The sequence below is a fragment of the Streptomyces sp. NPDC002588 genome (assembly GCF_040295925.1).
Classification (GTDB): Bacteria; Actinomycetota; Actinomycetes; order Streptomycetales; family Streptomycetaceae; genus Streptomyces.
Genome location: NZ_JBEOWF010000002.1, coordinates 169,876 through 184,263, shown reverse-complemented (window position 1 = coordinate 184,263; position 14,388 = coordinate 169,876). Strand labels below are relative to the sequence as shown.

Below are 14,388 nucleotides of genomic sequence, written 5' to 3'. Positions count from 1 at the left end.
AGAAGGCGTAAACGAAACTGTTTCGTACACATAGAGGCTAGACCACTTCCAGCGAAACGGCAAAGTTTCGTTAGCGGGAGGGCAGTGAGGGCCGGTCCATGCCCGTGGGCAGGCTCATGGACGAGAGAGGACTGATCCGCCATGCCGACCGATCCGACCGGTACGTATCTCACCCTGGACGACGGCCGCCCCGCCGTCCGCTTCAGCCGGACCTACGGCCATCCCGCCTACCGCGTCTGGCAGTTCGTCACCGACCCCGGGGAGCTGGCCCACTGGTTCCCGTCCCACGTCGAGATCGAGCTGCGCTCAGGGGGCACCATCCGGTTCACCGGCGACGCGAACATGCCGGAGTCGACCGGCCGGGTCCTCGCCGTGGACGCGCCCCGGCACCTGTCCTTCGCGTGGGGCGGCGACGAACTCCGCTTCGACCTGGAAGCCGTGACCGGCGACCGCACCCGCCTCACCCTGACGGACGTGCTCGAGAGCCCGGACACCGCCGCCCGCAACGCGGCCGGCTGGGAGGTGTGCCTGGCCGCCCTGGACGCGCGGGCCGACGGCGGCACCGGCGGCACCGGCCCCTGGAAGACGTACTACCGCGCCTACGTCGAGGCGGGCTTCCCCCACGGCGCACCCGTCCCCGGACAGCACACCTGAGTCCCTAGGCCAGCTGCCGTCGTACCAGTTCGTGCAGGCGGCCGGTCGGGTCCGCGAGGAGCTGGGCGGGCGGGCCCTGCTGGGCGATCCTGCCGTTCTCCATCACCACCACCCGGTCGGCGTCCATCACGGTGGACAGGCGGTGCGCGATGACGAGGCGGGTGGCGTTCAGCTTGCGGGTGCTCTCGATGACCGTGCGCTGGGTGTCGTTGTCGAGGGCGCTGGTCGCCTCGTCGAAGAAGAGGATGCGCGGCCGCCGGATCAGCGCCTGGGCGATCATCAGCCGCTGGCGCTGGCCGCCGGAGACCGAGCCGCTGCCGGCGACGATGGTGTGCAGCCCCATCGGCATCCGCCTGATGTCCTCCGCGAGCCCCGCCAGTTCGGCCGCCGCCATCGCCTCCTCCGGCGAGTACGACCCGGTGCCGCAGATGACGTCCAGGATCGAGCCGGTGAAGGGCTGGGCGTGCTGGAGGACGACCCCGCACTGCCGGCGCACCGCCGACTGGTCCAGCGCGGCCAGGTCCTGGCCGTCGTACAGGACGCTGCCCGAGAGAGGCTTGTCGAAGCCGATGAGCAGGCGCAGAAGGGTGGACTTGCCGCAGCCGCTGGGGCCGACGACCGCCACGAACTCGCCCGGCCGCACCTCGAAGGAGACGTCGTCGAGGACGAGCGGGCCGTCGTCGGAGTAGCGGAAGGAGAGACGGCGGGCCTCCAGGGCGCCGGAGAGCGGGCCGGGGCGGGTGCTCGCCGTGCGCACCTCCGGGGTCGCCTCCAGCACCGGGCGGATCTCCTCGAACAGCGGCAGCGCGGCCACCGCCGACACGAAGGCGCCGGTCAGCGAGGTGACCGAGGTCAGCAGCATCGTCATCGAGGTGTTGAAGGTGAGGAAGTCCGCCGCCGACAGCGCGCCCCGCGCCGGACCGGCCAGCAGCATGAACATCAGCAGCGAGCACAGCGGCAGATAGACCGCGCCCAGGACCGTGTTGAGGTTCTTGATCCGGCCGAGTCGCTGCTGCAGCTCCCGGCTGTGCGCGAACCGGTCCGCCCAGGCCGCGTAGGCGTAGTTCTCGGCGGCCGCCACCCGCAGCTTCGGCAGCCCCCGCAGGGTCTGGAACGCCTGGTTGTTCAGCTTGTTGGAGAGCACCACCAGCCGCCGCTGCCAGCGCACCTGCCACAGTCCGAGGCTGAGGAACACCCCGGCGATGACGACGAGCATCCCGATCGCGGCCAGCGCCATCGGGACGCTGTACCAGAGCAGCAGCCCCAGATTCATCGCGCCGACGGTCACCGACTGGGCGACCGAGGGGCCGAGGCCCGCCAGCAGCCGCCGGATCGCACTGATGCCCATGGCAGCGCTCGCGAGTTCGCCCGTCGACCGCTCCGCGAAGAACTTCGTCGGCAGGCGCAACAGCCTGTCCCACACGGCCGGCTGGAGGGTGGCCTCGATCCGGCCCTCCAGACGCAGGATGGTCAGGTTCTGCATCAGCATGAAGGCCGCCGCCACCACACTGCTCACCATCACCGCGAGACAGGTCTGGACGATCAGCCCCTGCTGGGCCCTGGGCACGTACTCGCCGAGCACCCTGCCCGTCGCGACCGGCACCAGCGCCCCGATCGCCACCGTCACCAGCCCGCTCAGCAGCAGGTTCGTCAGATCGCCGCGGGCTCCCCGCATGCTGAACCGCAGCAGCCGGAGCGGACCGGGCCCGCGCTCCGGCAGCGGACGGTAGAACATGACGGCCCGCGGCTCGAACTCCTCCGCGTTCGCCTTCTCGACCGGCGTCTCCCGCCCGGTCGAAGGATGGACGGCGACATAGCCGCCGCGCCGCCACAGCAGCGCGACCGGCGCCCCGGACAGCGCCCGGTGGCCCACCAGCGGGCCCACGTCGTCCCGCCACCAGCGCCCGTCGAGCCGTATGGCACGGGTGCGGACCCGGGAGGCGATCGCGACCTGTTCCACCGGGTCGAGGCGGTCGTCGCCGGGCCCCGACCGCGTGGGTTCGGTGAGCGTGATCCCGGCCGCCCGGGCGACCAGCCGGCACGCGGCGAACGTGGCGTCCGCGTCGGCGGACGTCGTGCGCTGCCCGGACTTCCGGCCGATCGACGCCAGGAGCGTGCGGTCGGCCTGGGCGCGGACCGCTTCACCGGCCCTGATACCGGCCGCGGTGCGGTCCTCGTGGGTGCGCTCCAGCTGTTCGATCCAGCGGTCCAGTGTGGTGAGCAGCCGGTACTGCTGGTCCACCATGGACTGCCACACCGCCGGGTCCATCAGCAGGTCGGCGGCCGCCTCCGCGCCGTACAGCGAGCCGTACCGGACACTGCCGGGCGGCACCTGCATCCAGAAGACGTCGTCGTCCTCCCCCGTGCTCGAATACGCCCCCACGGGGGCACCCCCGTCCTCCGCGGGTTTCTCCGTCGCCATCGGCGCCTGGAAGAGGACGGACAGGCCGCGGCCGACACCGAGAGCCAGCGCGTACTCCAGCGGACTCGAAGTCGGCGGCACGTACTGGGGGTTGCCGTACTCGTCGTAGGACCAGGTCTGGGTGTCCGCGGTCTGGTACAGCTCGCGCAGGCCGATGCGGTGGACGACACAGTCGCGCAACGGGCGGGCCACGAGGGTGTGCTGCGGCCCCGCGACCGGGCCCAGCAGGAGCGAGCCCGCCTTCAGCCGGCCCAAGTGGTGCCAGTGCCCCTGCTGTGCGGCGTCCACCGCGAACAGGTCCAGCGCCCCGGAGGCCACCAGCCACAGCACCTGCGGGCCCTCGAGGTCGAGCCGGCCGAAACCCGCGCAGTCGATGCGCGCACCCATCTGTCCCAGTGCGGCGAGGACGTGGTCCCCTTCTCGTACGGCCGTCATCTCACCGCTCCCTGACCAGTGCCGCGTACGTCCCGCCCCGTGCGACCAGGTCCGCGTGCCGCCCGCGCTCGACGATCGTGCCGTGCCGGAGGACCACGATCTCGTCGCTGTCGCGGACCGTGCTGAGCCGGTGGGCGATCACCACGCACGCGCAGCCACGGCGGCGCAGACTGTCCATCACGGCCAACTCGGTCTCCGCGTCCAGCGCGCTGGTCACCTCGTCCAGCACCAGGATGCTGGGGCGGCGCACCAACGCCCGTGCGATCTCCAGGCGTTGACGCTGGCCGCCGGAGAAGTTCCGGCCGTCCTGCTCGACCCTGCTGTGGATGCCGCCGGGCCGGCGCGTGACCACGTCGTACAGCGCCGCGTCCCGCAGCGCCTCCACCACCGCGTCGTCCGGGACGGACGGGTCCCACAGCGCCACGTTGTCGCGGACCGTCCCCTCGAAGAGGAACACCTCCTGGTCCACGAAGGAGACGGAGGAGGCGAGCGCCCCGCGCGGGATGTCCTCCAGGCGCTGTCCATCGATGCGGATCACGCCCTCCCAGGGCGCGTACAGACCCGAGATCAGCCTGGACACCGTCGACTTGCCACTGCCGGAGCCGCCCACCAGCGCCACCTGCTGTCCCGGGCCGACGGTCAGGTCGAACCCGGACAGCAGCGGCTTGTCCAGGGGGCTGTAGCCGAAGGTGATGTTCTCCAGCTCGACGTGCCCCTGGAGGCGGCGGGTCGAGTCGGCGCCGCCCGGGCGGTCGTAGAGCGGGTCGGTGCGGAAGTTCTCCACGTCCTTCAGCCGGGCCACGTCCGCCGCGAAGTCCTGGATCCGGCCCGCGACGCCGTTCAGCCGGGTCAGCGGGGCGGTGAAGCGGGTGACCAGCGCCTGGAAGGCGACCAGCAGGCCCACCGAGACATGGCCCTCGATCGCCCGCATCCCGCCGATCCACAGGATCAGCGCGCTGTTCAGGGAGGCGAGGGTCGGCGCGACCACGCCCAGCCAGGCGCTCGGCACGCCGAGCCGCTGCTGCTCCTCCAGGGTGGTGGCGTGCTGACCGGCCCACTTGCGGAAGTAGCCTTCCTCGCCGCCGGTCGCCTTCATCGTCTCGATCAACTGCAGCCCGGAGTAGGCCGTGTTGGTGAGCCGGGCGTTGTCCGCGCGCAGCTTCGCCGTGCGGGTCGCCCGCAGCCGGATCACGATCCGCATCGCCACGATGTTCAGCAGCGCCACGCCGATCCCGACGAACGTCAGCTGCGGGTCGTAGGTGTAGAGGAGGACGGCGTACAGGACGACGACCACCGCGTCCACGCCCGCCGAGGCGAGGTCGCGGGCCAGGGTCTCGGCGACGGCGTCGTTCGACTGCAGCCGCTGCACCAGGTCGGCCGGGCTGCGCTGGGAGAAGAACGTCACCGGCAGCCGCAGCAGATGGCGCAGGAAGCGGGCGCTGGAGAGGGTGGAGGAGACGATCCGGCCGTGGTGGAGGTTGGCCTGCTGGAGCCAGGTCAGGGCGACGGTGAGCGCCACGCAGGTCCCCATCGAGGCGAACAGCACCTCCAGCAGGGAGGTCTGACCGCCGATCAGGAACAGGTCGATGTAGGTCCGGCTCAGCGCCGGGACGGCGGCTCCGACCAGCACCAGGAGCAGGCTCGCCAGCACCGCCGCCGGCATGGTGCCCGCCGTGCCGCGCAACCGGGCGGGCATCGCACCCAGCACCCCCGGCCTGCGTCCGCCGCGCTCGAAGCCCTCGCCCGGCTCCAGCACCAGCACGACCCCGGTGAAGCTGCCGTCGAAGTCCTCCATCGGCACGAAACGCCTGCCCTTGCCGGGGTCGTTGATGAACACCCCGCGCCGGCCGAAGCGACGGCCCATGCCGTCGTAGACGACGTAGTGGTTGAACTCCCAGAAGAGGATCGCGGGCGCCTTCACCTCGGCGAGGGCGGCCAGGTCCATCTGCATGCCCTTGGCCGTCAGGCCGTAACCGCGGGCGGCTTTCAGCAGGTTGCTCGCGCGCGAGCCGTCCCGGGAGACACCGCACGCGATGCGCAGCTCCTCCAGCGGGACGTGCCGGCCGTAGTGGCCGAGGATCATCGCGAGGGAGGCGGCGCCGCACTCCACCGCCTCCATCTGGAGCACGGTCGGTGTACGGACCGTCTTCGTACGGCTCTTGGGGACAGTGCGCCCGGGCGGCGCGGTCCGGCGGCGGCTGCGGGTCCGCTCGGCGGTGGTCACGGCAGCAGCCAATCGACGGGACGCTGGTCGGCCAGCCGGATCGAGCCGGTGGCCATGGTCATGGAGGTGAGCCGGTACGGCGGCCCGTCCGCCGAGGACCACTTGTAGCCGCTCTTGGTGCCCGAGGCCTTGTCCAGCCTCACCAGCACCGCCACGGGACGGCCGTCCTCGGTGAACTGCTCGCCCAGCTGGCTGTCGCCGAGGAACGCCGCGATCTGCCGCGCCGACTGGGCGGCGCGGTCCACCGACTTCACATGGCCCCGCAGCACGCCGTACTCCTGGGACGGCACGGTCTGCACGGTCAGGTCCACGGCCGCGTCCTCGGGGATCGACGCGGCGTTCTCCGCCGGCACGTACACCGTCGCGTACAGCGGGTCGTCAGCGCCGGCGACCTTCTCGACGGCGGCGACGTTCGCGCCGGTGGAGATGATCTGCCCGATGGTGGCGGCGAGCGCGGTGATCCGCCCCGCGGCGACCGTCCGCACCACGGCCTCGCCCTCGGCCGTGCGCACCTTCAGCACGGGGGAGCCGGCGGGCAGCCGCTGGCCCTCCTTCGCGAGGACGGCGGTGACCTGGCCGGCGGCGGGGCTCTGCAGGATGTAGCTGCCCTCTCCATGGGTGAGGACGGCCGGGGCGCTCACCGTGGACGCGACCGAACCGGTCACCGCCCACACGGACGCGGCCGCCATGACCAGCACGGTCACGGACAGCACCAGCCAGCCCTGCGGGCGCGCGAAACGGACCGGGAGGTCGAGTTCCTCCGGCGACTGGAGCTTGGCGAGGGCCTGTTGGCGGAACTGCACGGGCTTCTCTCGGGGAGTTCTTCGGACACCGACAAGTCCCGGAGCCGCGGTACGGCTCCGGGACTCGGAAGGTCACACAGGTGCGATCAGAGACCGGCGACCAGGTTGGTGACCGGGGCGGTGCTCAGACCGGTGACACCCTCGACGGTGCCGACGGCCGTGTCGACCAGGCCGGAGACCGGGGCGATGCCGTCCACCAGGCCGGTGACGGTGCCGAGGGCGTTCACGGACAGACCGCCGGAGACGTTGTCGAGGTCGGCGTCGGAGATCTCGACGGTCTCAACCTGGGGGGTGGAGTTCATGATGGAACTTCCCTTCACATGGATATCTCATAAGGGGGGAGCGGCCCCCTCTGGGGACAGATGACGGCCGCGAACCGCGAGTGCCCGCCACCCGTTTCCGGGGCCGTGCGGTCCTTGCGGTGCGATGGATCAAAGCAGGTCCGGCAGCGGCGGATCCAATCAACCACCCCTCTCACCTGGGCACTTGCGTCACAGGAGCGTTGAACCGTGCAGAGGTGGGCACGACTTGTCGCCGACTCCTTCACGACTAGGACCCGGTTCGCTCGGATGAGCGGCCGGCGCTGTCGCGGCGAATGCGACACTCCGGTCCCAAAGGCGCGGACGGTCCCGCGGAGTTGTGCAGAATCCCCGCCTCAGGTGACCCGCTTGGGCAATCGGTGTGCAGATTTCCGGACCGCGGCGGACCGTGACGAAGCGATCACTTCCGGTGCGCGTAGCGGATCGGCCAGACCGTCGAGAACAAGCCATCCGTGGGAATCGCGCGATGTCGCGGAGGCCTTGAGCCTTCGCGGTGCCCAGGGCCGCGGCCAGGAAGGATCTTGTCGGCTTCGACGGTGGTCATCGGCATATGGGCGGTTGTCTCCCCATGGCTCGGTCAGTCCGGGGTCATGGCCGATTCCGCATTGCGCAAAGGAAGTTGGCAAACGCGATTGAACGCAGCCCGCGTCACCCGCGTACTCATGGCCAACCAGGCGCCGCTGTACGGAGCTGCCGGACACCGGCAGCAGACCCCGTCCCCCAGGAGGTCGAGTTTTTTGAGTCACAAGCGAGTTACGAAGCGTAAGGCCATCATCGCGGTCGGCGGTGTGGCGGCGCTCGGAGCGGCGGCCATCCTGCTTCCCCAGGCCAACGCCTCCCAGGACGGCGGGTCCAACGACGCCGCCTCGGTGAAGACCCTTGCGGCGGGCGACGCCTCGGACCTCGCCGCGCAGCTCGAGAAGCTGCTCGGTGACGCATTCGCGGGCTCGTACTACGACTCCGACGACAAGCAGCTCGTGATCAACGTCGTGAACGTCTCCGGCGACAACAACAACGTCGTCGTCCAGGCCGAGAAGGCCGGCGCCAAGGTCCGCGAGGTCGAGAACAGCACGGCCGAACTCGCGGCCGCCGCCAAGACGCTGAAGGCCGAGGCGACCATCCCCGGCACCGCGTGGGCCGTCGACCCGAAGACGGACAAGATCCTCGTCACCGCCGACTCCACGGTCACCGGCAGCAAGTGGGACAAGGTCGAGTCCACCGTCGCGAAGCTCGGCTCGGGCATGGCGACCCTCAAGAAGTCGGCCGGCACCTTCAAGACCTTCGTGTCGGGCGGTGACGCCATCTTCGCCCAGGCGGACGGCGGCACGGTCCGCTGCTCGCTCGGCTTCAACGTCACCGCCAGCGACGGCAGCCCGGCCTTCCTGACCGCCGGCCACTGTGGTGTGGCCGCCAAGGAGTGGTCCGACTCCGAGACCGGACAGCCGATCGCCACGGTCGACCAGGCGACCTTCCCCGGCGACGGCGACTTCGCACTCGTGAAGTACGACGACCCGAACACCGAGGCGCCGAGCGAGGTCAACACGGGCGACCAGACCGTCGCCATCTCCGGCGCCGCCGACGCCACAGTGGGCACCCAGGTCTTCCGGATGGGCAGCACCACCAGTCTGAACGACGGCAACGTGCTCGCCCTCGACGCCACGGTCAACTTCCAGAGCGAGACCGACCCCAACGGCGTCGACACCGTCAACGGCCTCATCCAGACGGACGTCTGCGCCGAGCCCGGCGACAGCGGCGGCCCCCTGTTCACCCAGGACGGCCAGGCGATAGGCCTGACCTCGGGCGGCAGCGGCGACTGCACCGCCGGCGGCGAGACCTTCTTCCAGCCGGTGACCACCGCCCTGCAGGCGACCGGCGCGACCCTCGGTGACGGCGGCGGCGTCGGTGCGGGCGACGGCGTCGGCGACGACAACGCGGGCGCGGGTGCCGTGGACGAGAACGGTGACGGCATCGACGACAACACTGGTGAGGCCATCCAGGGCGGCGGCGACGCGGGTGCCGGTGCCGTGGACGAGAACGGTGACGGCATCGACGACAACACCGGTGAGGCCATCCAGGGCGGCGGCGACGCGGGCGCGGGTGCCGTGGACGAGAACGGTGACGGCATCGACGACAACACCGGCGAGGCCATCCAGGGCGCCGACGACAACGCCGGGAACGGCGCCGACGACAACGCCGGCAACGGCGCGGACGACAACGCGGGCAACGGCGCCGACGACAGCGGCAACGGCCAGGACGTCGGCTCGGGTATCTCCCAGTCGCAGTGACGCAGCATCATCCGGCACTGACCAGCATCGTCTGAACCGTCACGGCATCATCTGAACGGTCCGGCCCTCCGGCGGGGGCCGGACCGTTCATGTCTGCGCCCGCAGCAACAGCAGCGCCACGTCGTCGATCCGCTCCCCGGCCGTCGCGTACGGCCCCACCAGATCGTCGGCCAGCTCCTCGAGCGGACGGTCCCCCCGCTCCCCGAGCCGCCGCCCCAGACCGGCGACCGCCTCCTCGATGTCCACGCCCGGCGCCTCGATCAGCCCGTCCGTGTAGAGCGCCAGCACACAGCCGGGGGTGAGTTCGACCTCCGTCGTCGGATACGTCGCCGAGCCGTCGATGCCCAGCAGCGGACCACCCGCGAGGTCGAGGACCCGCACCTGTCCGTCCGCCCGGCGCAGCAGCGGCGGGGGATGCCCGGCCCGCGCCATCACCGCCCGCCCGCTCGCCGGGTCCAGCCGCAGGTACAGACAGCTGGCGAACAGCTCCGACCCCAGGTCGATCAGCAGCCGGTTGGTGCTGCGCATGACCTCCGCGGGCTCCTGTCCCACGGTCGTGTAGGCGCGTACCGCGGTACGGATCTGCCCCATCAGACCCGCCGCGGTGACGTTGTGCCCCTGAACGTCCCCGATCACCGCCGCCGGCAGCGGCCGGGACGGCACCAGGTCGTAGAAGTCGCCGCCGATCTCCATGCCCCGGGTGGCGGGCAGATAGCGGGCGGTCGCCCCGATACCGGGCAGCGCCGGCAGGGAGTGCGGCAGCAGCGCCGCCTGCAGCCCGTGCGCCAGCTGGTGCTTGGCGTCGTACAGCTGGGCCCGGTCCAGCGCCTGCGCGATCAGCCCGGCCAGACTGGTCAGCACCGCCCGCTCGTGCGTGGAGAAGCGGTGCGGCTCCGCGTACGCCAGCACGCAGGCGCCCACCGGACGGCCGGAGGCGATCAGCGGCAGGTACGCCCAGGCCGCGAAACCGTCGGGCGTGAGGTGCCGGGCCGGGTACAGATGCTCCAGCTGCTGCCGGGACTCGAAGAACGCCGGCACCCCGTGGGCGACGGTGCGCGCGCCCGGCAGGGGCGCCGACAGCGGTATCCGGTCGAAGCGCTCCACGGCGTGCGGATCGCTGTACCCGTGATGGCCCACCACGTGCAGCCGCCCCGCCCGCGCCCCGAGCAGAGCCAGGGCCTTGCTGCCCACGGCCGGCGCGATCTCGTCCGCGACCAGTTTCACCACGTCGTGCACGCTCACCGTCTCGGTGAGCGCCCCCGCCATGCTCAGCGCCTGGGACATCGACACCAGCCGGGTCGGCGCGTCCCCCGACCGCGCATCGGACGGGCTGCTCTCCGACACCGCCCGCGCCCGGCTGATCCGGACACTGAGCCCGGTGGTGCTCGGATACAGCCGGAACGACAGCCAGTCCGAGGGCGGCCGCAGCGCCACGAACGAGACGGGGTCCTGGCTGATCAGCGCGGCCCGGTAGCGCTCCTCGTAGACCGGGTCGTTGAGATAGGCCACCGACGCCCACAGCTGGGTGCCCAGCAGCCGGCTCACCGGCACCCCGAGCAGCTCGCCCGCGGCGCCGTTGGCGAACCCCACCCGTCCGCTCAGGTCCAGCGAGCACAACCCGTACGGCAGCCGGGCCACCATCCGCGCGGCCTCCACCGTGCCCAGCGTGTCCGAGACACCGGCCAGCGGGCCCGCGTCCAGCAGATCGTGCTCCGCCCGCACGGTACGGTTCTCCGCCGCCGCCCGCTCCAGCCGTGCCGCCAGCCGGTCGCAGGCCGAGGTCAGGGCCTCCCGCTCCCGTTCCGACAGCTCCGGCGGATGCGAGCCCGGCCAGGTCACGTACACGGCGCCGTACACCCGCGACCCGCTCGCCACGGGCAGCGCGGCGAGCGCGAAGGGATACGGCAGGACGACGGCGATGCGGGGATAGCGGCGGGCCATGTCCTCCTCGCCGCCCACCCAGATCAGCCGTCGCTCGCGGACCGCCTCCGCGACCGGGATCGGCGCGCTCAGGCCCACCCGCTCCCAGGGCGCCGCGAACGACCGGGGCAGCCCCGCCGTCACCGCCATCTGCAGCATCTGCTCGCCGACGGGCAGCAGGTACACGGCACCGGAGTGCGCGCCGACGGCATCCATCATCGAGGTGAGCGCCAACGACAGCAGCGGTCGGCCGACCGGCGCCCGGACGGCGGCCGAGGGCGGACCGGACTCCTGCCCGTCGGACACGGCGACCACCTCCTCGCCCCACCGGCCGCGCCGGGTTCCCAAGGACCCAATCTGCCCCCTGGCGGCCGGACGCGCACGATGAACGGGCCCCGCGACCACGGGTCGCACCGCGTACCCACCCGCCCCGCGTCCATGCCTCCGCCCGTGCCTCTTCCTTGTTCTCCGTGCCCGCGGGAGGACCGCCCCTTTCCCGGCCGCCCCCGGAGTGCGGCCGCAGGGGCTGCGCGGGCGTCCCATTAGCGCTGTAATTGCGGACGTGGTCAGAGAGGGTGCGGAGGGGCGCAGAGCGGGGCCCGTGCGTGCCGAGATCGCCCTCAAGACGATCACGGCCGACGCCGCCTCGCCCGACCGGGTGCGACGCATCCTCGAACAGGCGCTCGTCTTCACGGGCGCATCCCTCGCCGCCCTGTACTCACCCGGCCGCGACTCCGGGGACGTCCTCGGCCTGACCGAGTCCGTCGGCGTGCCCAGGACGCTCTACGGGCTGCGCGAGACCTACTCCGCGGGCGGAGGCTCCCCGGCCGCCGAGGCCCACCGCACCGGACGCCCGGTGTGGCTGGGCCCGCAGCAGCTCGCCGCGGGCACCGAGGAACGGCGGCTGTCCGTCCGCGACGTCCACCTGGCCGTGCTGCCGACGGACGGGGCGGGCGGCTGTCTGCTCGCCGTCACCGAGCGCCCGGACGGCTTCGACGCCGACGACCGCACCTGTCTCGGACTCGTCGCGGAGGCCCTCACCGCCCCCGCCCCCACCGCCCCCGCGGCCGGTGAGGAACTGCCCGCCGACTCCTTCGGCCTGGCCATGGACACCGGCCGCGTCGAGGTCGGCGACACGATCCTGGAGCTGTTCGGGACGGCCCGGGAGGACTTCGACGGCCGGGTGGAGACGCTGCTCGGCCTTACGGTTCCCGAGGACCTGCCCTCGCTGATGTCCGTCGTCGAGGCCGACCACATGTCGATCGGGGAACGCGAACTGGAGTTCCGGGTGCTCCAGCCCGGCGGCCCGCCCCGCTGGCTGCGGCTGCGCGGCCGCCTGCTGCCCGGCGGCGAAGACGGCCCGGCCCGCCTCGTCGGCACCGTCACCGACGCCTCCACGCTGCGCACCGAGGTCACCGACGTGGCCCGGGTCCAGCGCCTGGCCGCCGCGCTCGCCACCGCGGGGACCGTCAAGGACGTCGGCCAGGCGGTGGTGGCCGCCCTGCGGGGGCCGCTGCGGGCCGACCGGATCGCGCTGGCCGAACTGGAGAACGACCGGCTCGTGGTGACCGTGCTCGACCCGCCCGAACCGGAGGCCTGGCCCGACCTGTGGCAGGCGGAGTGGCGCACCGAATGGCCCGACGCGTCCGTACGCGCCATGCCCACCCTCGCCACCGCGCTGCGCGAGGGCCGCGCCCGGATCTGGCCGGCCGGCGCCGGCGAACTGGAACCCGCCCTCGCCGAGGTCGGCCCCGGCGGCCTCGCCGTGCTCCCACTGCCCGCCGCCGGCCGGATGGCGGGCGCCTGTCTCATCGGCTGGGACAGCCCGCACGACTTCGGCCCCGACGAACGCGCCCTGCTCACCGCCTCCGCCGGCCTCGCCGGCCAGGCCCTGCTGCGCGCCCACGCCTTCGACGCCGAGCACGAACTCGTCGCCATGCTCCAGCGCCAGCTTCTCCCGCGCCGGCTGCCCGACCTGCCCGGCGGGGTAGCCGTCGCCCGCTATCTGCCGGCCACCGCGGGACTGGAGGTCGGCGGCGACTGGTACGACGTGATCCCGCTGCCCGATCACCATGTGGCCCTCGTGATCGGCGACGTCCAGGGTCACAGCGCGGCCGCCGCCACCCTGATGGGCCAGATGCGCACCGCGCTGCGCGCCTACGCCGCCGAGGGCCATCCACCGGACGTGGTCGTCGCCCACGCGAACCGGCTCCTGCTGGAACTCGAGACCGACCTCTTCGCCACCTGCTGCTACGTCGACCTCGACATGGAGTCCGGCACCGCCTGGTGCGTCCGCGCCGGACACCCGCCGCCCGTGCTGCGCCACCCCGACGGCGAGGCCGAGGTCGCCGAGGCCGACGGCGGCCCACCGCTCGGCGTGCTGGAGCGGACCGAGTTCCCGGTGATCCCGCTCAGGCTGGTCCCGGGCACGGTGATCGCGCTGACCACGGACGGGCTGGTGGAGTCCGCCGAACTGGACATCGACACCGGTCTGGACCGCCTTGCCCACGCACTGTCCCGCTCCGACCCCGCCCACCTCGGTCCGGCCGCCGACACACTCCTCGCGGGCGCGCACCGCGCCGACGACGTGGCGCTGCTCCTGATGCGCTACGACGGCATGGCCGTCATCCCGCTGCGCGAGGGCTGGACGGTCTGGCGGGTGCCCGAGGCCGCCCGGCAGGCCCGCCGCTTCACCCGCCGCAGCCTGCGCTCCTGGGGCGTGCCCCAGGACGCCATGGACACCGCCCTGCTCGTCGTGTCCGAGCTCGTCACCAACGCGCTGGTGCACACCGACGGCCCGGTCCGTCTCGACCTCACCCTGATCGCCGAACGGCTCCGCGTCGCCGTCACCGACGCCTCGCCCCGCACCCCCGTCAAACCCGCCCACCTGGGCTGGGAGTCGACCGGCGGGCGCGGCATCCTCCTCGTGGAGGCGATGTCCGACGCCTGGGGCACGCTGCCCGTCAGCGGCGGCAAACAGGTGTGGTGCGAGGTGCTGCTGCCCGCCTGAGCAGCGCGTGTGCCGACCGAGCAGAAGGGGTACCCGCGGTCCTTGGAACCCCGGGACCGGATCCGGGGCGCCATGAGAAAGGTGTTGAACCGTCGTGACCTCGCAGACCGAGGAGACCCCCCAGACCGAGGACGAACCCGCCGTCCGCCGTGCCGAGACCGGCTGGGCCCGCGCCCGCCGGATGCGCCGCGACGGGTGGGCCCGGCGAACCTGCCTGCCCGCCGTCGTTGCCCCCGGCGGCCCACCCGGGATGCGCTCCGGCCCCGACTGGAACATCGTCAGGGGTGAGGACTGAGACAGCGCGGGGGGCTTCGA

Annotated in this window: 9 protein-coding genes; 4 read left to right on the top strand and 5 right to left on the bottom strand. The window is 72.4% G+C overall.

Annotated elements, in window-relative coordinates; genetic code table 11:
- The first annotated feature begins 141 nt into the window (after positions 1 to 141).
- Complete coding sequence (locus tag ABT057_RS03475) at positions 142 to 654, top strand: SRPBCC family protein (protein WP_352340740.1); 513 nt, start codon at positions 142 to 144, stop codon at positions 652 to 654.
- A gap of 4 nt (positions 655 to 658) precedes the next feature.
- On the opposite strand, the gene ABT057_RS03470 is transcribed toward ABT057_RS03475, so the two are convergent.
- The 4 genes from ABT057_RS03470 to ABT057_RS03455 form a co-directional block, all read right to left on the bottom strand.
- A complete protein-coding gene (locus tag ABT057_RS03470) occupies positions 659 to 3,511 on the bottom strand; it encodes an NHLP bacteriocin export ABC transporter permease/ATPase subunit (RefSeq protein ID WP_352340739.1) in 2,853 nt (950 codons plus the stop codon).
- Position 3,512: 1 nt separating this feature from the next.
- Entirely contained in the window at positions 3,513 to 5,735 is a 2,223-nt protein-coding gene (locus ABT057_RS03465) for an NHLP family bacteriocin export ABC transporter peptidase/permease/ATPase subunit (protein WP_352340738.1), read from the bottom strand.
- Positions 5,732 to 6,538, bottom strand: coding sequence for an HlyD family efflux transporter periplasmic adaptor subunit (locus tag ABT057_RS03460; protein WP_352340737.1), 807 nt, complete (start codon positions 6,536 to 6,538; stop codon positions 5,732 to 5,734). The genes ABT057_RS03465 and ABT057_RS03460 overlap by 4 nt, the downstream gene beginning before the upstream one ends.
- An 86-nt stretch (positions 6,539 to 6,624) precedes the next feature.
- Positions 6,625 to 6,840 carry a type A2 lantipeptide gene (locus ABT057_RS03455; protein WP_352340736.1) on the bottom strand — a complete coding sequence of 72 codons (216 nt, stop codon included), beginning with the start codon at positions 6,838 to 6,840 and terminating at the stop codon, positions 6,625 to 6,627.
- A 755-nt stretch (positions 6,841 to 7,595) separates the two neighbouring features.
- Here ABT057_RS03455 and ABT057_RS03450 point away from each other — a divergent pair.
- A complete protein-coding gene (locus ABT057_RS03450; RefSeq protein ID WP_352340735.1) occupies positions 7,596 to 9,143 on the top strand; it encodes a S1 family peptidase in 1,548 nt (515 codons plus the stop codon).
- 87 nt (positions 9,144 to 9,230) lie between these two features.
- Here the strand turns inward: ABT057_RS03450 and ABT057_RS03445 are convergent, their stop codons facing one another.
- Entirely contained in the window at positions 9,231 to 11,378 is a 2,148-nt protein-coding gene (locus ABT057_RS03445; protein ID WP_352340971.1) for a SpoIIE family protein phosphatase, read from the bottom strand.
- Positions 11,379 to 11,625: 247 nt separating this feature from the next.
- Between ABT057_RS03445 and ABT057_RS03440 the strand changes: the two genes are divergently transcribed.
- Complete coding sequence (locus tag ABT057_RS03440; protein ID WP_502973762.1) at positions 11,626 to 14,073, top strand: SpoIIE family protein phosphatase; 2,448 nt, start codon at positions 11,626 to 11,628, stop codon at positions 14,071 to 14,073.
- 94 nt (positions 14,074 to 14,167) lie between these two features.
- Positions 14,168 to 14,368, top strand: a complete 201-nt coding sequence (locus tag ABT057_RS03435; RefSeq protein WP_352340733.1) for a hypothetical protein — start codon at positions 14,168 to 14,170, stop codon at positions 14,366 to 14,368.
- The last annotated feature ends 20 nt before the right edge of the window (positions 14,369 to 14,388 follow it).